Source organism: Chryseobacterium rhizosphaerae (assembly GCF_003385455.1).
Lineage (GTDB): Bacteria > Bacteroidota > Bacteroidia > Flavobacteriales > Weeksellaceae > Chryseobacterium > Chryseobacterium rhizosphaerae.
On the sequence record NZ_QNUF01000029.1, the window covers coordinates 18699 to 42494 of the forward strand.

The window sequence follows — 23796 nt, forward strand, 5'->3', positions numbered from 1 at the left end:
CAGTTTTTTCCTTCAATAATATTGTTTTGCGTTAAATGTGCCTCCGCAAGGAAGAAGATTAAATTCCTTTTCCAGTTTCAATCCTTCTTTTGCATAGTAAATAGCTTTTTTTGTCCAAAAAAGTATTGTAATTACTTTAATTTTTCTTGATTTTATTATAACAAAAAAATATTCAAGATTTGACTTATATAATAAGTTCAAGGATGAACCAATTCGTATTAATAGCTTTGTGTTCTGTAGCTTACTGCTTTTAATTTCTTTAAAAAAAAACTTTTTCAATCAATTAAGTATTATTACCAATATTAATGATGCTGTATCAACAGATACAATTACGTTGTTGTTTTGCTTTGTAACTATATAAACTTAGCTTATAAATTTATTGTTTTGTGAAAATATAACATTATAGTAGTGAAATTGGTGAAAAAAAATGGTGTTTTATTTAGTTTTTGATAATGAAAAATGCGTTTTTTACATTTTTTTCTTAGAGAAAATAAAAAAAAAATAAAATCTTCTTATCATAATATTTATTCTTAAAATTAAAATTTTTTTTGGTGCTGATTGATATTGCAATTAATTGTGAATTCATGTCTTATGAAATAAGTAAGTGTAAAATTAATGATAACCTTATCATAATTTTTATACAATTGATATCATTAAAATTCGATATGTAATGTATTGATAAGCAGTAGATAGTGGAGGATTTATTTTTTTTATTCAGATGAATTTTTATATTTGTAATGTTACCAAAATGTTAACGAACTAATGAATCAGAACTTTATCCATACCTATGTCTCTGTAGATTGTGTTGTCTTTGGATTTGACCATGAAAACCGATTGAATATATTATTAGTACAACGCCATGTTGATGATGTACCGTTAGAAAAACAGATCAAACTTCCAGGAAGTCTGATTTTCAGTGACGAAGATGTAGATGATGCTGCACAAAGAGTACTTCATGAACTTACGGGGATTAAGAAAATGGTTCTGAAACAATTCAGATGCTTTGCAGATCCTATGAGAGCAAGCAATCTTCATGATATCAAATGGATGGATCAGGAATACAAACATCATATAGACAGGATCATTACAGTGGCCTATCTTTCGCTTTGTAAAATAGATCATAAGATCAACAGTACAAAATATGATACTGTAGACTGGTATCCTATTGATGAGGTTCCTGTATTGCCGTTTGATCATAACAAAATTATCAATGAATCTTTGATGGAGATCAGAAAATGGATTGAATCAGATTTCTCGATTATTTTTGAGCTGCTTCCTAAAAGATTTACTATAAGACAGCTCTATCAGCTCTATAGTGCTTTAAGTGAAAGAAATATTGATATTAAGAATTTCCATAAAAAAATATCTTCATTCCCCTATATTGTTCCTTTGGATGAAATTCAAAAAGATGTATCACACCGTGCGGCAAGATATTACAGATTTGACGCTAAGATTTACAAGAAAAACAATACAAAACTTATAAAATAATCTCTTTTAAAAAATTATGTACTTACTAGGCTATGACATTGGCAGTTCCTCTGTGAAAGTGTGTCTCATTGAGGCATCCAGTGGAAAAGTGATTGCTTCTGAATTTTCTCCCAAAAAAGAAATGAAAATCACTGCTATAAATCCGGGATGGGCAGAGCAAAACCCAGTTGACTGGTGGATTAATCTGAAATTGGCGCATGAAGCTGTTATGCATGAATCCGGAGTACATGCTGAAGATATTAAAGGAATTGGAATTACCTGGCAGATGCATGGTCTGATCCTGGTAGATAAAGACCAGAACCTTTTAAGACCGTCCATTATCTGGTGTGACAGCCGTGCTGTACCTTATGGCGAAAAAGCTTTCAAAACAATAGGAGAAGAAAAATGCCTCTCTCATCTATTAAATTCACCGGGAAATTTTACAGCATCAAAGCTTGCATGGGTAAAAGAAAACGAACCTGAAATTTTTGAAAAGATCGATAAAATAATGCTCCCTGGAGACTATATTGCGATGAGACTCTCAGAGCAGATAGGAATGACCATCGAGGGACTATCGGAAGGAATTTTCTGGGATTTTAAAAACAACTGTATTTCGGAAGATATTATTAATTACTATGGAATCCCGAAAAGCTTTTTTCCTGAAATTGTACCTACATTTGGTATTCAGGCAACTGTTTCAAGGACAGCAGCTGAAGAATTAGGCTTAAAAGAAGGAACGCCCATCTCATACAGAGCAGGAGACCAGCCCAACAATGCTCTTTCCCTGAATGTCTTTAACCCAGGAGAAATTGCCTCTACAGCAGGAACTTCCGGAGTGGTATACGGAGTTCTCGATCAGCTGGAATATGATAAGTTATCAAGGGTTAATACATTTGCCCATGTCAATTATACATCAGAACAGATCAGGCTGGGAGTTTTACTTTGTATCAATGGAACTGGAATTTTAAATTCCTGGTTAAAGCATAATTTTGCAACTTCACTTTCTTCTTATGGGGATATGAATGATATGGCTTCACTTTCACCTATTGGTTCAAAAGGATTAAGTATTATTCCTTTTGGAAACGGAGCAGAAAGAGTATTGGAAAATAAAGATACAAGTTGCTCTATTCACGGAATTAATTTCAATATACATTCTAAAGGAGATATACTGCGTGCGGCGCAGGAAGGTATTGTATTCTCTTATGAATACGGAATGGATATCATGAGAAATATCGGAATGGATATCCAGATGATCCGTGCAGGAAATGCCAACATGTTTTTAAGTTCTATTTTTCGTCAGTCACTTTCCAGTGTCAGCAATGCAGTTATTGAACTTTATGATACAGATGGGGCGGTGGGAGCAGCAAGGGCGGCCGGAATGGGAATAGGATTTTATTCAGGTTCCAGAGAAGCGTTTTCTTCACTTGAAAAAATAGCGGTGATAGAGCCTGAACACGAAAAACAAGAACAATATTTAGAAGCCTATGAAAGGTGGAAACATCATCTTAATGAAATAATCTAGAACAATTACAACAGCATTTTTCATTCTCTTACTGACTTTTAACAACCAGTGAGAAGGGATTTTTTACGCAAAAAATTAAAATAAATTAAAAATAATCAAATAAATATGGACACTTTAACAGGTACAAAAGAGTTTTTTACGGGTATTGAAAAAATTAAGTTTGAAGGGAAGGATAGCAAGAACCCGTTGGCATTCCGCTATTATGATGCGGAAAAGATCGTGATGGGAAAACCTATGAAAGACTGGACACGATTTGCGATGGCATGGTGGCACACCCTATGTGCAAACGGAAGCGATCCATTTGGAGGGCCTACAATTCATCACCCATGGGATATAGGAAATGATGCTGTAACCAGAGCAATGCATAAGATGGATGCAGGCTTTGAATTCATGTCTAAAATGGGCTTCAATTATTACTGCTTCCATGATATCGATCTGGTAGACCCTGCCAACAACTGGAAGGAATATGAGAAAAACCTTCAGGCTATTGTGGAATACGCAAAACAAAAGCAGCAGGAAACTGGAATTAAGCTTTTATGGGGGACAGCCAATGTTTTCACGCATGAAAGATACATGAACGGAGCCTCAACCAACCCGAATTTTGACGTTTTGGCCTGTGCAGGAACTCAGGTAAAAAATTCAATAGATGCTACAATAGCACTGGGAGGTGAAAATTATGTTTTCTGGGGTGGAAGAGAAGGATATATGAGTCTTTTAAATACTGATATGAAACGTGAAAAAGATCATTTGGCCCGTTTCCTTTCTGTGTCAAGAGACTATGCACGTCAACAAGGCTTTAAAGGAACTTTCCTGATCGAGCCAAAACCAATGGAGCCTACGAAACACCAGTATGATTATGACTCTGAAACCGTAATAGGATTCCTGAGACATTACGGATTAGACAAAGATTTCAAACTGAATATTGAGGTTAATCATGCTACATTGGCAGGCCATACGTTCGAACATGAACTTCAGGCTGCTGTTGATGCAGGCCTTTTAGGAAGTATTGATGCCAACAGAGGCGACTATCAGAACGGCTGGGATACGGATCAGTTCCCGATCGATTATTATGACATGGTTCAGGCATGGCTTGTACTGCTTCCGTCAGGAGGTCTGGGAACCGGAGGCGTAAACTTTGATGCCAAAATCAGAAGAAACTCTATTGATGCTGAAGATTTATTCATTTCACACATTTCAGGAATGGATGTCTTTGCCAAAGGTCTTCTTGCAGCAGCTGATATTCTTGAAAATTCAGATTACAAAAAACTGAGAACAGACCGCTACGCATCTTTTGATAAAGGAAATGGAAAAGCATTCGAGGATGGCACGCTTACACTGGAAGATCTTCAGAGAATCGCTCACGAAATCGGCGAACCACAGCCAAAAAGCGGAAAACAGGAATTGTTTGAAGCCATCGTGAATATGTATATATAATGAAAAAATAAAAGGCTTATAAACACTAAGGATTCTTATACACTATAATTATTAAACAGCCTTTTATTCAACAACTAATACTAAAATAATAATTATGAACCGATTTTATTTCAATAAAAGCAATAGAGCGGCACTATTTTTTGCAATGACTTTATTGCCTTCCGGTATAGCATATTCACAGGTTAAGAAAGATACAGTAGCTAAAGAAAATAAAATAGATGAAGTTGTTGTGATAGGATATGGAACCCAGAGAAAAGAAGCTGTGACAGGTTCTGTAGCCACTGTAAAAGGAGATGCCCTGCGTGAAGTACCTTCTGCCAATATTACTCAGGCATTGCAGGGAAGAACGGCTGGGGTCGATATCTCACAGACTTCCACAAAGCCGGGTGCTGCCATGCAGATCCGTATCAGGGGAACAAGATCTCTGACAGGAGATAATAACCCTCTGATTGTATTGGATGGTATTCCTTTTGTGGGATCACTGGGAGATATAAGCTCAAGTGATATCAAAAGTATTGATATCCTGAAAGATGCTTCTGCTACAGCGATCTACGGATCCAGAGGTGCAAACGGGGTTATTCTCGTTACCACCAACAGAGGAGCAAAGGGGCAAAAACCCAAATTTTCTTACAATACGTTCACAGGAGTCCAGACCTTGTTCTCAAAATATCCGATGATGGATGGTCCTAAGTTTGCGCAGCTGCGTGCTTATGCCATTCCTGCGGGAAATACAACACCTTTATATTCAAATGGAGCTGATGAAAATAACGGTGTTAATACAGATTGGCAAAGCCTGTATTATAAGCCAGCTATGATGACCAGCCATGATATTGGTGTTTCAGGCGGAACGGAGGGAGGGAATTATAATGTAGGGTTGTCATACTTCAAACAAAATGCACTGATTCCTATTCAGAGTTATGAAAGATTTGCCCTGCGAATGGCCATTGACCAACAGGTAGGATCTATCTTTAAATTCGGTTTTACAACCAATACCAATTATTCCGTCTCGGAAGGAAATGGAGTAAACCCGGGAGCTGTTTTAGGATATTCTCCTATTGCTAATCCTTATAATCCGGACGGAACCCCGAAAAGAGTTATGAGTACAGCAGGTGGTATCGATCAGACATGGATTTATACAAGGGGAAGCCTGGGAGATAAATATATCGACGAGACTAAGGCCTTTGCATCCTATAACAATCTTTACGGAGAAGCCAGCCTTCCGATCAAAGGACTGAAATACAGATTAAATATAGGTTTGGATTACCGTACTTCAAACAGTGGAAATTACTCAGGTGTAGGAGTCTTTAATACGAACCCTTTAGGACCGTCAGCTGCAGGAAGAGGAAATAACCAGACGTACCATTGGGTATTGGAAAACCTTTTAACCTACGACCGTACATTTGGTAAACATAAGATTAATGCGGTAGGATTATATTCCGCGGAGGGCAATAAGTATACAAGCTCATACATGAGTGCAAAGAACGTTCCTGCAGATTTTTTCCAGTATTATAATCTTGGGCAGTCACCGCAGGCAGATATTACGGTAAGACCAGAAGACCAGGTGTATTGGAAAACCGGTTTGCTGTCTGCCATGGGAAGAGTAATGTATACCTATGATAACAAATATATGCTTACGGCAACACTTCGTGCCGACGGATCTTCCAGGCTGGCTCCGGGAAATAAATGGCATACCTATCCCGCATTATCATTAGGATGGAATGTTACCAATGAATCCTTCATGCAGAATATTAAGGGTATTAATCTCCTTAAATTCCGGGCAGGATGGGGGCAGACTTCCAACCAGGCAGTAGAACCATACTCTACAATGGGAAGATTCAACGTGGCACCTTACAATTTTGGAGGGGCTGGAAGTACAGGGATTTATGGAAATCAGCCGCCCAACCCGAATTTAGGATGGGAATATTCAAAAACACAAAACTACGGGGTAGATTTCGGAATACTGAACAACCGTCTTACGGGAAGCGTGGAATATTACAAGACCCATACCTATGACCTGTTGACGCAGAAAAGTCTTCCGGCGACAAGCGGATGGTCTTCCATTGTTTCCAATGTAGCAGAAACAGAAAATAAAGGAGTTGAAGTTTCCTTAAACGGGGTCATTTTTGATAATCCGGATGGATTTACCTGGGAAGCTGGAGTTAACTTTTATACCAATAAAAACAAAATTTTATCGCTTGCATCCGGAACACCACGTGATGTCAATAACTTATGGTTTGTAGGACATAATATTAATTCATTATATGATTATCAGTATATCGGTCTTTGGCAGGCTGGTGACCCTTATCAGAATATTCTGGAGCCGGGAACTGCTGCAGATGTTACAGGATCTATTAAAGTGCTTTACACCGGAGGTTATAATGCTGACGGAACGCCGGTAAGAGCAATAGGACCGGATGACAGACAGATATTTGATACAGCACCGAAATTCCAGGGAGGATTTAATATGCGCTTTGCTTACAAGAATTTTGAACTGAGCACAGTAGGAGCTTTCCAGCATGGTGGAATTCTGGTAAGTACCATTTATGGATCTGCAAGTTACCTTAACAGATTAACAGGAAGAGGAAATAATGTGGATGTAGATTATTGGACAGAAGATAATACTGGAGCCTATTTTCCTCGTCCAGGACGTCATTTGAGTGGAGATAATCCGAAATATTCTTCTACCCTGGCAATGTTTGATGCTTCTTATCTTAAGCTTCGCACCATTACCTTAGGCTATAATGTTAATAAAGATTTTTTAAAGGATTTAAAAATCACCAGCTTAAGAATTTACTTTACTGTAACCAATCCTGTAGTATTATTCTCTCCTTATCACAAGTTCTCAGGAATGGATCCGGAACCAAACTCTTTTGGAAATGAAAACCAGGCAGTAAGCGGATATCAAAACCGCCAGCTTGTTATTGGAACCAATAACCCTTCTACAAGAAATTACTTAATGGGACTAAACTTAACCTTTTAAAACTGTACTGTCATGATAAATTTTAACAAAAAACTGCTATTAGGAGCAATCTTTTTATCCTTAACATTTACAGGATGTAACGAAATTCTTGATGAGCAGCCAAGAGCAATATATACAGCTGATTATTTTAATACACCGGATGGAGTTAATCAGGGATTTACAGCTTTATACAGACAGATGAGATTACTGTATGGCAATGGCTACTTTATGAGCAATTGTCAGAACGGAACTGATGAATCTACCTGGGCGCAAAGTGCGGATGGTAACTTTAAAGAGCTCGATATGTCCGGAAATGGTATTATTAATTCCAATACGTTTCCTACAAGCATGGTTTGGAATTCAGTCTTCCCATATATCAATACTGCCAACGGAATTATTGAAAAAGGGCCCGGTTTCGGAATCGCAGAATCTATGATTTCTGAAGCCCGTTTCTTCCGTGGATTTTACTATTTCATGCTGGTGCAGACCTATGGAGGAGTTCCTCTGGATTTAGGTGCAGGAGAATTGAAATATAACACTCTGCCATCCACAACTTCTGCAAGAAGTACTGTTCCGGAAGTCTATACAAAAACAGTTTTTGCTGACCTTAAAAAAGCTATTGAGAATCTGCCTGCCTCACCAAGGGTAACAGGAGGTGTGACCAAAAATGTAGCAAGACTTATGCTTGCCAAAGCTTATCTTACCTATGGATGGTGGCTGCAGAATCCCAACAATATTCCAACTTATCCCGAAGCGACAAGAAATGATCCTGATGGGCACAATGCCCAGTGGTATTTTCAGCAGGCTTATGATATTGCCATGGAAGGAATCAACAATCCCGGACCTTATGCGCTTCAGCCTACTTTCTATGATGTCAATGTAGGTTCAAATGACAGAAATACTGAATCTATGCTCTATGCAGACCATACGCAGTCAAGCACATACTATAATGAAAGTGACCCTGTAGGGTTTGGATCAGGCTGGGCGCCGGATAATTTTGCAGCATGGATGCAGACATGGAACTACACAGCCATCAAAAGCAGTAAAACGACAGCGTGGGCTGGGGCAGACGTTGTAAGTGGAGTACAGAGAGAAGCGGCACAGCCACTGGGACGTCCGTGGGTTCGTATGTGTCCTACTTTGGGAGTTATTAAAAATACTTTTGCAGATAAAACCAACGATTCCCGTTATGATGGGACTTTTGTAACCACTTACAGAGGAAACTGGAACAAAAATGGAACAGGGTTAACAACGGTTCCTGTACTTTATAATGCCAATAATCTGCCTGTACAGCCCGGAGGCGCCATTTTAAGTTTTCTTAATGATGACAGCCAGACTCCTTCTTATCCTTCAGGAGCAGGACAAAGCGGGGTAGGTGCAGGGACGCTGTCAGGAAGAGCAGATTGGGTAATTGCACCGAATGGAATCAGCAGAATTGTATACCCTGGCTTATGGAAAATTGGAACTTATCGTACTGATGATCCGAACGGCTTAGGATATCCGAATGCAGGATTAACCCGTCCATTCAGTGTTGCCAAATTCTCAGAATTCTATTTTATTGCAGCGGAAGCAGCCGTAAAAGGAGCTTCAGGAGCTATGACAGCCAGAGACCTTATCAATGTTATCCGTGCCCGTGCCGGAAAATGGAAATTCAATAATGCCCAAAATACCGCTTATGTAGCAGATAACAGTGTAGCTATGACTGCTGCCACACCTTCTGCAATCACCATCGATTATATTCTTGCAGAAAGATCCCGTGAATATTACGGAGAATTCTACAGATGGTATGATCTGGTGCGTACTCAGAAGTGGGGAGATTATGCCGCCAGTTATCAGATCGGAGGAGCTTCTTATGGAGATCACAATCCGCAGACAGTTACAAGAACGATAAAACCTTTTCATTATCTGAGACCAATTCCTCAGAATCAGATTGATGCTATGGAAGTATCTGCAGATATTAAGGCAAAATACCAGAACCCCGGATACAACTAATTTCATTCTTCATTCATATCAGTAACAGAGTAGGTGTGAAAGCACCTGCTTTGTTTAACTGAATTAAATTTTAAAAAATATGGAAAAAACCTGGCGTTGGTTTGGCAAAAAAGACAAAATACAACTCAATATGCTCCGTCAGATCGGAGTGGAAGGAATTGTTTCTGCACTGCATGATACCCTAAACGGAGAAGTCTGGGATCTGAAGGCCATCAATGATTATAAAAGCTATATAGAAAGCCACGGACTTCGCTGGTCTGTTGTGGAAAGTCTTCCCGTAAGCGAAGCGATCAAATACGGAGGTGAAGACCGTGACTCTTTAATAGAAAATTATATCACAAGCCTTGAAAATCTGGGTAAAGCAGGCATTACAACAGTTTGTTACAACTTTATGCCTGTTCTGGACTGGGCAAGAACCGATCTCTTTCATGAATGGGAAGACGGTTCATCATCACTTTATTTTGACAAAGCCAAGTTCGCATACTTCGAAATTCATATTCTCAAAAGAGAAGGAGCAGAAAATGATTATAACCCACAGATCCTTCAAAAGGTAGAAGAATTAAAAAATACCTTAACAGAAAAAGATAACAATGCTCTGATAGACTCTGTCATTGTAAAAACACAGGGATTCGTTAACGGAAACATCAAAGAAGGAGATGATAATCCGGTAGCTATTTTCAAAAATTTACTGGCATTGTATGATGGTATAGATAAAAACCAGCTTCGCCAGAACATGAAATATTTCCTTGAAAAAATAATGCCTGTCTGTGAAAAATGGAATATTCAGATGTGTGTACATCCTGATGATCCGCCATTTTCATTACTGGGCTTACCAAGGATAGTAACCAATGAAGAAGATATTGACTGGCTTCTGAAAGCTGTTGATAATCCTCACAACGGATTGACCTTCTGTGCAGGTTCTTTAAGTGCCAACCTTCAGAATGATGTTCCGGAACTGGCTCAGAAATTTGCCCACCGGACTAAATTCGTTCACCTGAGAAGTACAAATGTCTTTGAAAACGGGGATTTCATCGAGGCTCATCATTTGGGAGGAAGAGGAAAGCTCATAGAAGTAATCCGTGTATTCGAAAAAGAAAATCCAGATCTGCCCATGAGAATTGATCACGGAAGACTTTTAACAGAAGATATTGATAAAGGGTATAACCCCGGTTATTCATTTTTAGGACGAATGCTGGCATTGGGACAGATAGAAGGAGTAATGGCAGCAGTTCAGTCGGAATTACAGAAAAATTAATCTGCGTTTGTAATAAATAGTAAAAAGTAAAATGAAAGACCTGTTTAGTATTAAGAACAAAGTGGCAGTTATCACAGGAGCTTCAGGCGTTTTGGGAGGTAGTCTTGCTAAAAGTTTTATCGATGCCGGAGCAAAAGTTATCGCATTGGGAAGAAACCAGGAAACACTGAACGCCTGTGTAAAAGAGCTTACAGACTTGGGAGGAGAGGCACTCGCTGTAGAAGCCAATGTGATGGATATTGAAAGCCTTGAAGCCGCCTCAGAAAAAATAAAAGAAAAATATGGCAGGATTGATATTCTGCTCAATATAGCCGGCGGAAATATTCCCACAGCTACCTTATCTCCTGAACAATCATTTTTTGATATGGACATCAAAGGATGGAATGACGTTACTGATCTCAATATCAACGGAACTGTTTATCCAAGTTATGTTTTCGGAAAAGTAATAGCAGAGCAGGGAAACGGAAGCATTATTAATATTTCTTCTATGGCTGCTTACTCAGCTATTACAAGAGTCGCCGGATATTCTGCAGCTAAATCTGCAATTACCAACTTCACACAATGGCTTGCATCTGATCTGGCATTGAAATTCGGAGATAAAATACGTGTTAATGCAGTGGCGCCGGGATTTTTTATTGGTGATCAGAACCGGGCCATTCTCCTGAACCCTGATGGAAGTTTAACCGAGAGAAGCAAAAAAGTAATCGCCAAAACACCCATGCAGAGATTTGGAGAAGTAGAAGAACTGAATGGTGTTATACAGTTTCTATGTTCAGATGCCGCAAGTTTCATCACAGGAGCACTGATTCCTGTTGACGGAGGTTTCAGTGCATTCAGCGGAGTATAAAAAAAACTAATTTCTTCATATCCAATGAACAGGACCTTAATGGTTTCATGCAAGGTCCTGTTTTTTAAATGTTGACTTTCTTAAAGTCTGAATATCTAAAGAGAATTAAAATTCTGAATTGTAAAAGTAAATAATGAGTAATTCCATTAAAAATAAAGAAGTTTTCGGAGAATCGTTTTTGCTGGAATCAGCAAAGGCAGAGAATCTGTATTTTGGCTATGCTAAAGATATGCCGATTATTGATTATCACAATCACCTTGAACCGGACATTATTTCTGCCAATCAGAATTTCCGCTCTCCAACGGCTATTTGGCTGGACGGAGACCATTACAAATGGAGGGCTATGAGAAATTTTGGAGTTCATGAACAGTTTATTTCAGGGCAGGCTTCAGACCAGAAAAAGTTTATGAAATGGGCAGAAGTCGTACCTTATACACTTCGTAACCCATTATTTCACTGGACCCACTTGGAATTAAAAAATCCTTTTGGAATCAGCGAATATTTATCGCCAAAAAATGCAAATGCGGTGTATCATCAGATGAATGAAAGTCTGCAGACCTCTGGTTTTCTGCCACAATCCATTCTTCAGAATTTTAAAGTGGAGGCTTTATGTACCACAGATGATCCTGCTGATGATCTCGTTCATCATAAAGCTTTAAAAGATAGTGGCTTTAAAACGGCTGTTCTTCCGGCTTTCCGCCCTGATTCTTATATTAATATGATTAACCCTGAACAGTATATTTCAGGAATTAAAAAGCTTGAAAAAGTCTGCGGATTTCCAATTACATCAGCTTATGATCTGTTGAATGCACTCCAGTCCAGAATCAATTATTTTGTGGAAGCAGGGGCAAAAGTAGCCGATCATGGCTTTGAATATTTCCCGGATACTACGAAATGGAATCATAGTCTTGAAAAAGAATTTTCTGAATTCCTTAAGGGGAATCTCTCATCATTTTCCGATCCCGAAGCCTTGTGCGGTTATATGCTGAAAGAGCTTTGCAAAATGTACGCAGAAAAAGATTGGGTGCAGCAGTTTCATGTAGGGGCAACCCGAAACAACAATTCAGAAATGTTCAGAAAAATGGGTGCCAACGCAGGGTATGATGCTATTGGAGAACAATATCATGCACAGAGACTGAGCATTCTGCTTGATGAACTCAACACAGAAGGAAAACTGACCAAAACCATTATCTACAATTTAAACCCGGCATTTAACGAAGTTCTGGCAGCTCTTGCCGGAAATTTCAACGAAGGAGGAATCAGATCTAAGGTACAGTTTGGGGCAGCCTGGTGGTTCCTGGATCAGCTTGACGGAATGACAAAACAGATGAATACGCTTTCAAATATTGGATTAATCAGCACTTTTATCGGTATGCTTACCGATTCCCGAAGTCTGTTGTCGTTCTCAAGACACGATTATTTCAGAAGGCTCTTATGCAATCTGTTCGGAAATGAGATGGAAAGAGGTCTCCTTCCCGATGATGAAAAATGGGTTGGAAAGATCATTCAGGATATCTGTTATCACAATACAAAAAATTATTTTGAAATCTAATACCATGCAGGATTTGTCTAAGATATTATGTTTCGGAGAACTGCTTCTCCACTTTGCTCCGGATTCCGAAGGAAACTGGCTCAATGAGCAGTCTCTGAAAATCTATGTGGGCGGAGCTGAATACAATGTAGCGGCAGCACTTTCCCAGTGGGAAAATTCTGTGAAATTGTTAACAGCTTTACCTGAGAATTTTGTTGGAAACCAATTAGAATTTCAACTTAAAAATAAAGGAATAAAAGTTCTGGCAGGAAAAACTCAAGGGAGAATAGGAACATTTTATCTTTCTTCCGATGGAGATATGCAGAATGCTTCGGTGGTTTATGATCGCTTTCCGTCTGTTTTTACCCAATCGGATTTTGAAGCATTCAGTGATGATGAAATATTTTCAGATGTAAAATGGCTGCATATCAGCACCATCACACCGGCTTTGAGTGATCATGCATTTCGCAAATGTTTACATATCATGAAAGAAGCCAGGGCAAGAAATATTACTGTTTCTCTCGACTTGAATTACAGAGCGTTACTCTGGCAAAATCAAAATCCTCATACAATTAAAGAGCTGATGCCTTTTGTAAACGTTCTCATGGGAAATATCTGGTCTGTTGAGCAGTTCCTGAATATTCCCATTGAATATGAGCTTAACGGAAATTTTGATGATGAAAATCTTCTGAAACAGGCTGGAAAAACAGCATTGGAAATCAGAAGACAATTCCCGGAGGTGGAAAAAGTTGCGAATACTTTCCGCTTTACAAACGGAGAAAAGGTCAATTATTTTGCCACCTTATTTGCTGATGAACAGCTTTTGGTTTCAGAAAAATATAATGCAGACAAAATTGAAGAAAGGGTAGGAAGTGGCGATTCTTTTATGGCCGCTTTGATTCATGGAATTTTAAGAGGAAATCCTGATCAGCAGATCCTTGAGGATGCCGCAAAAGTTGCTTTTAAAAAGCTTTTTGTAAAGGGAGATACCATTGATGAAAGCATTAATATCGAAAAATTATGAATGAAATAATACAGAAAATAAAAGACCATAAAATAGTTCCATTATTTTATAACGAATCGTTTGAAGTCTCAAAAAATATCATAAAAGCTTTATACGAAGCAGGAATCCGTGTAATAGAATACACCAACCGCGGTCATCAGGCATTGGAAAATTTTACAGAGCTGAAAGCAATTTCCCATACAGAATTTCCCGGTCTTTTGTTAGGAATTGGAACAGTAAAAAACATAGAGGAAATGGATGATTTTGCCAATGCAAAGGCAAATTTTATCATTACACCGGTTATCAGTGAAGCATTGGTGAAATATTCTTTCGAAAGAAATCTCCTGCTGATTCCGGGCTGTTTTACTCCTTCTGATATCAATATTGCCTATCAGAATGATTTAAAGCTGGTTAAAATATTTCCGGCTGACGGTTTAGGAAAGAATTACATCAAATCTGTGAAACCTGTTTTTCCGGGAATGAATTTTATGCCAACCGGAGGAATCCATGCTGATTATAAAGATATCACGGAATGGCTCAATGGTGGTGCCATAGCAGTAGGACTGGGCAGTTCGCTCATCGGAAAAGATTTTAATGAAGAAGAACTGACTCTGAAAACAAAGGATTTATTACAACAACTTAATCATAACTAAATGCAGACCCCTCACAACCGAAATATAAGATGGTGGATGCTGTCTCTCGTTTTTCTCGCCACTACGATCAATTATCTTGACCGTCAGGTAATGGGTTTGCTGAAACCTGTTCTGGAAAAAGAATTCAGCTGGGATGAAAAAGATTACAGCTATATTGTAATGGCATTTACCACTACTTATGCTATCGGATACATGGCCATGGGAAGGTTTATAGACAAGGTGGGAACAAAAATCGGGTATGCTGTTTCCCTTATTGTATGGAGCTTTGCCTCTATAGGACATGGGTTTGTCAAAAGTACAGTAGGATTTATCATAGCGAGAAGTACGTTGGGAATCAGTGAAGCCGGAAACTTTCCTGCCGCCATCAAATCTGTGGCTGAATGGTTCCCAAAAAAGGAAAGGGCATTGGCTACAGGGATTTTCAACTCGGGAGCAACTGTAGGAGCTATTTTAGCACCGCTGCTGGTTCCTTTCATTCTCGGGCATTACGGCTGGAGGCAGACTTTTGTGTGGATTGGTGCTTTGGGTATGGTTTGGATTATCCTTTGGTGGAAATTCTATGCCGTACCGGAAAAAACAAAAAATCTCAGCAAAGAAGAACTTCAATACATAAAAAGTGATCAGGCTGAAAAAACAGAGGAGAAAACCAAAATTCCTTTATCGGAATTACTCAAATATAAAGTAACATGGTCATTTGCTATTGGTAAAATATTAACTGATCCTATCTGGTATTTCTTCATGTTCTGGCTTCCGGCGTATTTCTCGGATGTGTTCAAAATGGATTTAACAAAACCATCCCTTCCGTTGATTATTATTTACAGCGGAACCACGATAGGAAGCATCGGTGGAGGATATCTCTCATCATTTCTGATCAAAAAAGGCTGGGCAATCGGAAGAGCAAGAAGTTTTACGATGTTACTGTTTGCTTTGATGGTTGTTCCGGTCATGTTCTCAAAATATGTAGATAATATGTGGCTGATTACCCTGATTATAGCTCTTGCTACGGCTGCGCATCAGGGCTGGGGAGCCAATCTTATGACTACGGTCGGGGATCACCTGCCTAATCATTATGTAAGCTCTGTGATAGGGTTTGGAGGTATGCTCGGCTCAGCAGCAGGAATTATTTTTCCTCTTTTTATCGGAATCGTTCTCGATACCTTTAAAAAATCAGGAAATATCAACGGAGGCTATAACATCATATTTTTCATAGCTGGAATATCCTACGTTACAGCCTGGGGATTGATTAAAATTATCAACCGCAGGAAAACCGTTTAGAATAGAATTAAGCTTAAAAATTGCAAAATATTAAAAACTATAAAAAAGAATAACAATGAAACAGAATATAATGGATTTAACTTTTTTCAGGAATAAAACTCATGTCCTTGCGGCAGCGGCTTTACTTTCAGTGACTACTATTTCTGCCCAAACATTCTCCGACTTTACTTACCACGGAAATGATAAAATATATAATGACAACCCTCTCAAGCCGGATGAGTTCTACTCGCCGATCCTTCAGGGATGTTATCCCGATCCCAGCATTACCAGAAAAGGGGAAGATTATTATCTCGTTAACTCCTCATTTTCAATGTTCCCGGGCGTCCCGATTTTTACTTCTAAAGATCTGGTGAACTGGAAACAGGTAGGGCACGTCCTGGACAGACCTTCACAGCTTAAAGTTGAAAAATCAGGTGTTTCGCACGGAATTTATGCGCCGGACATCAAATACAACAAGCACAACGACACTTTTTATATGATCACTACCCAGTTTGCGGGAGGTATTGGAAATATGGTCGTAAAAACAAAAGATCCGTCAAAAGGATGGAGCGAAGTTCAGAAACTGAATTTTGACGGTATTGATCCGGCTATTTTCTTTGATGATGATGGAAAAGCATATGTCGTTCACAACGATGCTCCGCCAAAAGGCACCGAACAGTATAACGGTCACCGCGTTATTAAAATCTGGGACTACGATCTCGAAAAAGATCAGGTAGTTCCGGGTTCGGATAAAATTATTGTCAACGGCGGGGTGGATCTTTCCCAAAAACCGATCTGGATTGAAGGCCCTCATATTTACAAAAAGAACGGTAAATATTACCTGATGTGTGCAGAAGGAGGAACTGGAGGGAATCACAGCGAAGTTATTTTTATGTCTGATTCTCCAAAAGGACCTTATGTTCCGGCGGGTAATAACCCGATTCTGACACAGCGTTATTTCCCAAAAGACAGAAAAGAAAAGGTAGACTGGGCGGGCCATGCAGATTTGGTGGAAACACCAAATGGCCAATATTACGGAGTATTTCTGGCGATACGTCCCAACGAGAAAAACCGTGTTAACAAAGGCCGTGAAACGTTCATTCTTCCGGTTGACTGGAGCGGAACCTATCCTGTTTTCCAAAATGGGCTGGTTCCGATGAAACCAAAACTGAAATTGCCTGAAGGAGCTCAGAATCACAACGGACAAAACGGATTTTTTCCCAACGGAAACTTTACCTATGCTGATAAGCTGACAGATAAAAATCTTGATTACCGATGGATTGCCATGCGCGGACCTCGTGAAAGCTTCATCAATATTACCAAAAACGGTGTGAAAGTAAATCCTTTTGCAACCAATATCAAAGCATTGGCCCCGGTTTCAGCACTGTTCCACAGATTACAGCATGAATCTTTTGAAACCTCTGTAACCCTGGGTTTTAAGCCTAAATCAGAAAAAGAGCTGGCGGGAATTACCTGTTATCAAAGTGAAAAATTCAATTATGTTTTCGGAATCACAAAAAAGGATAAAGATTTCTACATCGTATTGGAAAGAACCGAAAAAGGAGAATCAAAGTTAATTGCAAGCGAGAAAATTTCATTATCCAAACCGGTTAAACTGCAGGTGGTGGCTGATAAGGATGAAAATAGCTTTAATTATTCTGTGGATGGTAAGAGCTACAAAAATCTAGGAGGACCGGTTTCAGGGGATATTCTTTCTACTGATGTGGCGGGAGGTTTTACAGGAAGCCTTATTGGCCTGTACAGTACCTCTTCCAATGATATCGTACCGGAATAGTAGGAAAGACCTTTGTCATTATGAATATGGGAGGTCTGACAACATAGAAAAAACATTCATTTGTTGCATAAATGTTTTAATTAAAAAAACTAAGATTAAAAACCAAACATCACAGTACATTTTGAAAATCAAAAAATCTTATATAGTTTCTTTATTGGGGTTTATCGGGCTGAATCTTCTTTCAGCCCAGGTAAATCCTTCCGGAAAACAGAGTACATCCTTTACCAATCCCATCATATGGGCTGATGCACCTGATTTATCGATTACCAGAAACGGAAGTGATTTTTACCTGATCAGTACCACTATGCATCTGATGCCGGGAGCTCCGGTGATGCACTCCAGGGATCTGGTACATTGGGAAATGTCAGGTTATGTTTTTGATACTTTAAATGATAATTCAAAATATAATCTATTGAATGGAACGGTTTACGGGAGAGGTCAATGGGCTTCTTCAATCCGCTACCATAAAGGAAAATACTATGTTTTATTTTCTCCGAATGATGAACCTTTCAAATCTTATTTCTATGTGACGGATAATCCTGAAAAAGGAAACTGGAAGCTCATCACCAGAACACGGCATTTTCATGATGCTTCTCTGTTTTTTGATGATGATGACAAAGTATATGTTTTCACTTCCAACAAAGTTTTTGAACTGAGTCCTGATTTTAAAGAGGTCATAGGAAATCCGGATGGAACTGAAGTGTTTCAGAAAGATGCTTCGGAAACCGGACTTCTGGAAGGAAATCAGATTATCAAAAGAAACGGAAAATACTACATGATGATGATTTCATGGCCCAGAAACGGAAAACGCCGTCAGGTAGTCTACAGAGCGGATAAAGTGGCAGGCCCTTATGAGAAAAAGGTAATTCTGGAAGACAATTTTTTAGGATTTTCCTATGCAGGTCAGGGAGCTTTAATAGATGATAAGAACGGAAACTGGTATTCCCTTATTTTCCAGGACAGAAATGGGGTGGGGCGCGTCCCGATTTTATTGCCTGTTCAATGGGAAAACGATTGGCCGGTCTTGGGAGATAATGGAAAAGTTCCTCTGAAAGGTGAAGTTCCTCTTCCGCCATTCAAAGCAAAAAATCATCTGGTGGAAAGTGATGAGTTTTCTGACAAAAAAATGAAGATCCAGTGGCAGTGGAATCATAATCCGGTGAATGAAGCATGGTCTTTATCCGAAAGAAAAGGATTTCTCAGACTGAAAACCAGCAGAGTCGTAGACAATCTGTATGCGGCACCCAATACTTTAACCCAGAGAATGGAAGGTCCGACTTCTTCAGCGGTTGTCACGATGGATCTTAAAGGAATGAAAGACGGAGATGTTGCAGGCTTCAGTGCTTTCAACGGTGATTCCGGCATCTTGTCAATAGTGAAGGAGGGTAATGAAAAATTTATCGTTTTTTCAACCAATGAAGTGAGCCTGGATAGTAAAACAAAAGCCATTACGGAGGTTAAAAAAGAAGAAAAAAAACGCATTCGTATCAACTCAGATAAGGTTTTACTTCGTATTGATGCCAATTTTAACCTTGGGAAAGATCTTGCAGACTTTTATTACAGCACCGATCAGAAAAACTGGACGGAAATGGCAAAAGACTACAAAATGATTTTTGATTACCGTAGATTTTTTATGGGGTCGAAGTTTGCAATTTTTAATTATGCCACTAAAAATACCGGAGGATTCATAGATGTAGATTTTTTCAGAGTCAATGAAGCAGGAAAATAGAAATAGTAATAAAAGTCAGAAAGTCAGAGAAAAGTCTGCGGAACTATGTACATAAAATAATATGTTATTATTTTTTTATCCGAAATAATAAGTGTTAAAAATACAAATAAAAAATCATGAATAAATCAGTTGTATTATCATTAGGTTTCATGCTGTCAGGAGTTTTTATTTCTGCGCAAGTTTTTGAGAAAAAAGTACCACAGGATTTTGATACGGAGAAAAAAGAAATTCTACACGGAAAGATTGATACCATACAATATTCTTCAGTAACGGTTGGTACTACGCGAAAAGCATTGGTGTATACTCCTCCCGGATACAAAAAAGGCACTAAGTATCCTGTTTTATATCTGCTTCATGGTATTGGGGGAGATGAAAAAGAATGGTTCAGAAACGGAAATCCCCATATTATTTTAGATAATCTGTATACCAAAGGAAAACTTACTCCAATGATTGTTGTACTGCCTAACGGAAGGGCTATGAAAGATGACAGAGCAACAGGAGATATCATGGCAAAAGATAAAGTAGAGGCTTTTGCAACATTTGAGAAAGATCTGCTGAATGATCTGATTCCATTTATAGAAAAAAAATATCCGGTTAAAAAAGACAGAAATGACAGAGCCATTGCCGGACTTTCTATGGGTGGTGGACAGACCCTGAATTTCGGGTTGGGAAATATCGACAGGTTCGCCTGGGTAGGTGCTTTTTCCGCAGCTCCGAATACCAAAGAGCCTGAACAGCTTCTTCCTGATCCGTTCAAAGCTAAAGAATTAAAGCTTCTCTGGATTTCATGCGGAGATCAGGACAGACTGATGCCTTTCAGTAAAAGAACAAGCGACTATCTTACAGAAAATAAGATTCCTCATATTTTTTATGTAGAGCCGGGTGGTCACGATTTCAAAGTCTGGAAAAATGATTTGTATCTGTTTTCACAACTTCTTTTCAAACCCATAAAGCAGGAAGATATTAATCTCATGCTGAAGTCAGAATAAAAGTTTACATCCAAATTCTCTGTTCTATGAATATCCGCAAAATACATATCAGTTGCATTGCTATAGTAGGTTTATTTTCGATGGGATTTGCTCAGAATCCTATCATTCAGACCAATTATACCGCAGATCCCGCACCGATGGTTTATAATGACAGACTGTATGTGTATACCACACACGATGAAGATGAGTCCACCTGGTTTACCATGAACGACTGGAAAGTCTATTCCACCAATGATATGGTCAATTGGACAGACCACGGAACGGTTCTTTCCTATAAAGATTTTGATTGGGCAAAACGTGATGCCTGGGCCGCACAATGCATAGAAAGGAATGGGAAATTTTTTATGTATGTTCCGATGTGGTCAAAAACCAATAACAAAGGCGCTATAGGGGTTGCTGTAGGCGACAGTCCGTTGGGGCCTTTTCATGATCCATTGGGAAAACCTCTGGTTCAGAGCGAATGGGGAGATATTGATCCTACAGTTTTTGTGGATGATGAAGGCCAGGCCCATATGTACTGGGGAAATCCCAAATTGAAATATGTCAAGCTGAATGAAGATATGATTTCCTATTCCGGAAATATCATAGAAGTCCCGATGACAGAAGAATCATTTGGAAAAAGAGATGGAAAACCCAATCCGGAAAGGCCAACAAAATATGAAGAAGGCCCGTGGCTGTACAAAAGAAAAAATCTGTATTATCTTTTCTGGCCGGGTGGTCCGCTTCCTGAATTCATAGGATATTCTACCAGCAAAACTGCGCAAGGCCCTTGGAAATATGGAGGAATTATCATGCCTGCTGAAGGAAAGTCATTCACCAATCATCCCGGTGTTATTGATTTCCGGGGGAAAACCTATTTCTTTTATCACAATGGTGCGTTGCCGGGCGGAAGCGGGTTTACAAGATCGGTAAGTCTGGAAGAGCTTACTTTCAATAAAGATGGCTCTATTTCACCCTTTAAAATGACCAATGGAATTACAAAAGCTATTGCTGCAGTTAATCCCTATTCGTTCAATCAGGCAGAAATGATTGCCTGGTCAGAAAATGTAAAATCTTATCAGAATAAAGAGGCTGGTGTTTTCATCAAAGCAAAGAAAAATGGTGCTTATACCAGTGTAAAGAATGTGGATTTCCGAAAAAAAGGAGCCAGTGCTTTCTCTGCAAGGGTAGGAACAACCCATAACAGTGACGTCACAATGACCATTCATCTGGATGCTGTGAACGGACCGGTTGCCGCGACGGTAAAGGTTCCGATGACTGGTGGAGATGACCGCTGGGAAACGGTAAAAGTTCAGATTACCGAAAAGATTACTGGTGTTCATGATCTGTACTTTGTATTCAATGGCAAAGCCTCAACAGATATTATGTATTTCGATTACTGGACCTTTCTTGAAAATAATTAATCATGAGAAAAAAAGTTTTATATCTTCTATTCAGTTTTTTTCTGATCAGCAAAAGTTTTGCGCAGGTAGCAGAAGTTGCAAGCCCTGATGGACACCTGAAGCTTCATGTCTTTTCAGAAGATGGAAAAGCATGGTATAATGTTATCCTTCAGGAAAAAATAATGCTTGAAAAATCCCCGCTGGGCCTGGTAACCAATGAGTCCGATTTTTCAAAGAATCTGAAATTTACTGACAGCCAAAAAGACTTGGTTTCTAAGAAATATACAAATGCAAAGATCAAAAAATCTGAGATTGATTATAAGGCAAATACTTTATCGGTTAATTTCATCAATGCAGACCAGCATCAGATAGGCATTGAATTTCAGGTGAGCAACAACAATATTGCTTTCCGCTACCATATTCCACTGATGAAAGAACGGCTGAGTGTTGTGGTGCAGTCAGAAACTACAGGTTATAGATTCCCGATACAGACAACTACTTTTCTTTCACCTATGATGAAGCCAATGACAGGTTTTGCCCGTACAGCACCAAGCTACGAAAGCGGTTATAAAGCCGATGCTGAGATGGGAATGTCGTCTGATTACGGATACGTTTTCCCTGGTCTTTTCCATATCGGAAATGAGGGTTGGGTATTACTTTCCGAGACAGGAGTGAACAGTTCGTATTGTGCTTCACACCTTGAAACCACAGCAGAAAAAAATCTTTACAAAGTAGCTTATCCGAACATTGCTGAAAATAACGGTTTCGGAAGTATCGGAGCAGCAGTCTCACTTCCCGGAAAAACACCCTGGAGAACAATTACCGTGGGCAGTTCTTTGAAACCTGTCGTAGAAACCACCATTCCTTTTGATGTGGTAGATCCGATGTATGAGCCTTTACATGATTATCAGTTCGGAAAATCTACCTGGAGCTGGATTCTTTGGCAGGATAAAAGTATGAACTATGATGATCAGGTGAAATTCATAGACCTTGCTGCTGCATTGAAATATCAGTTTATTCTCATTGATGCGCTTTGGGATAAAAATATAGGCAAAGACCGCATAAAAGAACTTATTCAGTATGCAAAATCCAGAAATGTAGGGGTATTGCTTTGGTATAATTCCAACGGAGCGGCCAATGATGCGCCCATGGGACCCAGAAATAAAATGAGCTCATCCGTTGAACGTAAAAAGGAAATGAAATGGCTGAAGGAAGCAGGAGTAAAAGGACTGAAAGTGGATTTCTTCGGAGGAGACAAACAGGAAACCATGCGTCTTTACGAAGATATTCTGTCGGATGCCAACGATTATGGATTAACCATTATTTTCCATGGAGCCACTGTCCCGAGAGGTTGGGAAGTGATGTACCCGAATTACGCAGGAAGTGAAGCCGTTCTTGCCTCAGAAATGCTTTATTTCTCAGAAGATGTACGGAAACAGGAAGCTTTTTTTGCCACACTTCATCCTTTCATCAGAAATACAGTGGGAAGTATGGAATTCGGAGGTACTTTCCTCAATAAATACCTGACAGAATCCAACAGGGACAAAAATAAAAGACATACCACAGATGGTTTTCAGCTGGCTACAGCAGTCCTGTTTCAGAATCCCGTTCAGATGTTTGGCATCATGCCGAATAACCTGACCGATGCTCCGGAATTTCAGCTCAGTTTTATGAAAGAAGTTCCGACACTTTGGGATGAGACAGTTTTCATAGACGGCTATCCCGGGAAATATGCTGTGGTTGCGAGAAGACATGCGGATCATTGGTATGCAGCTGGTGTGAATGCAGAAAAACAATCTAAAAAGCTGAAAATGAAGCTTCCGATGTTCGCCGGAAAAACCATAAAACTGATCAATGATGATGCAAAAGGAAATTCATCAGAGAAAGAAGTAAAAGTGAATGCAAAAGGTGATTTTACGATTGAAATCCAGCCGCAGGGTGGTTTTGTACTGAAAAATTAAAGAAGTAAACCTTATAGGTTTTT

Annotated in this window: 16 protein-coding genes; all 16 read left to right on the forward strand. The window is 39.2% G+C overall.

Annotated features, from left to right (window positions below; genetic code table 11):
• Positions 1-762 precede the first annotated feature (762 nt).
• The 16 genes from DRF57_RS19550 (at position 763) to DRF57_RS19625 (ending at position 23773) form a co-directional block, all read left to right on the forward strand.
• Complete coding sequence (locus DRF57_RS19550) at positions 763-1488, forward strand: NUDIX hydrolase (RefSeq protein ID WP_115920387.1); 726 nt, start codon at positions 763-765, stop codon at positions 1486-1488.
• Between the two features lie 16 nt (positions 1489-1504).
• On the forward strand, positions 1505-2989 hold the full coding sequence (locus DRF57_RS19555) for a xylulokinase (protein ID WP_115920389.1): 1485 nt from the start codon (positions 1505-1507) through the stop codon (positions 2987-2989).
• Between the two features lie 105 nt (positions 2990-3094).
• Positions 3095-4423, forward strand: coding sequence for a xylose isomerase (gene xylA / locus DRF57_RS19560; RefSeq protein ID WP_115920391.1), 1329 nt, complete (start codon positions 3095-3097; stop codon positions 4421-4423).
• Between the two features lie 94 nt (positions 4424-4517).
• The gene (locus DRF57_RS19565; protein ID WP_115920393.1) at positions 4518-7403 is read left to right on the forward strand and encodes a SusC/RagA family TonB-linked outer membrane protein; all 2886 of its coding nucleotides are present in this window, start codon (positions 4518-4520) and stop codon (positions 7401-7403) included.
• 12 nt (positions 7404-7415) lie between these two features.
• Complete coding sequence (locus DRF57_RS19570; RefSeq protein ID WP_115920395.1) at positions 7416-9374, forward strand: RagB/SusD family nutrient uptake outer membrane protein; 1959 nt, start codon at positions 7416-7418, stop codon at positions 9372-9374.
• A gap of 79 nt (positions 9375-9453) precedes the next feature.
• On the forward strand, positions 9454-10629 hold the full coding sequence (gene uxuA / locus DRF57_RS19575; RefSeq protein ID WP_115920397.1) for a mannonate dehydratase: 1176 nt from the start codon (positions 9454-9456) through the stop codon (positions 10627-10629).
• A gap of 31 nt (positions 10630-10660) precedes the next feature.
• Positions 10661-11476 carry an SDR family oxidoreductase gene (locus tag DRF57_RS19580; protein WP_115920399.1) on the forward strand — a complete coding sequence of 272 codons (816 nt, stop codon included), beginning with the start codon at positions 10661-10663 and terminating at the stop codon, positions 11474-11476.
• Between the two features lie 133 nt (positions 11477-11609).
• Positions 11610-13028 carry a glucuronate isomerase gene (gene uxaC / locus DRF57_RS19585; RefSeq protein ID WP_115920401.1) on the forward strand — a complete coding sequence of 473 codons (1419 nt, stop codon included), beginning with the start codon at positions 11610-11612 and terminating at the stop codon, positions 13026-13028.
• A complete protein-coding gene (locus DRF57_RS19590) occupies positions 13018-14031 on the forward strand; it encodes a sugar kinase (RefSeq protein WP_228450253.1) in 1014 nt (337 codons plus the stop codon). The genes uxaC and DRF57_RS19590 overlap by 11 nt, the downstream gene beginning before the upstream one ends.
• Positions 14028-14663 (forward strand): bifunctional 4-hydroxy-2-oxoglutarate aldolase/2-dehydro-3-deoxy-phosphogluconate aldolase, encoded by a 636-nt coding sequence (locus DRF57_RS19595; protein ID WP_115920403.1) that lies wholly within the window; start codon positions 14028-14030, stop codon positions 14661-14663. Before DRF57_RS19590 ends, DRF57_RS19595 begins: the two co-directional genes overlap by 4 nt.
• Complete coding sequence (locus DRF57_RS19600) at positions 14664-15938, forward strand: MFS transporter (protein ID WP_115920405.1); 1275 nt, start codon at positions 14664-14666, stop codon at positions 15936-15938. It begins immediately after the preceding gene.
• A 55-nt stretch (positions 15939-15993) separates the two neighbouring features.
• Positions 15994-17712: a glycoside hydrolase family 43 protein gene (locus DRF57_RS19605; RefSeq protein WP_115920407.1), complete on the forward strand. Its 1719-nt coding sequence runs from the start codon at positions 15994-15996 to the stop codon at positions 17710-17712.
• A gap of 121 nt (positions 17713-17833) precedes the next feature.
• The gene (locus DRF57_RS19610; protein ID WP_174772357.1) at positions 17834-19441 is read left to right on the forward strand and encodes a glycoside hydrolase family 43 protein; all 1608 of its coding nucleotides are present in this window, start codon (positions 17834-17836) and stop codon (positions 19439-19441) included.
• A 116-nt stretch (positions 19442-19557) separates the two neighbouring features.
• The gene (locus DRF57_RS19615) at positions 19558-20430 is read left to right on the forward strand and encodes an alpha/beta hydrolase (RefSeq protein WP_115920411.1); all 873 of its coding nucleotides are present in this window, start codon (positions 19558-19560) and stop codon (positions 20428-20430) included.
• Between the two features lie 26 nt (positions 20431-20456).
• Complete coding sequence (locus tag DRF57_RS19620) at positions 20457-21833, forward strand: glycoside hydrolase family 43 protein (RefSeq protein ID WP_115920413.1); 1377 nt, start codon at positions 20457-20459, stop codon at positions 21831-21833.
• A gap of 2 nt (positions 21834-21835) precedes the next feature.
• Complete coding sequence (locus DRF57_RS19625) at positions 21836-23773, forward strand: glycoside hydrolase family 97 protein (RefSeq protein WP_115920415.1); 1938 nt, start codon at positions 21836-21838, stop codon at positions 23771-23773.
• The last annotated feature ends 23 nt before the right edge of the window (positions 23774-23796 follow it).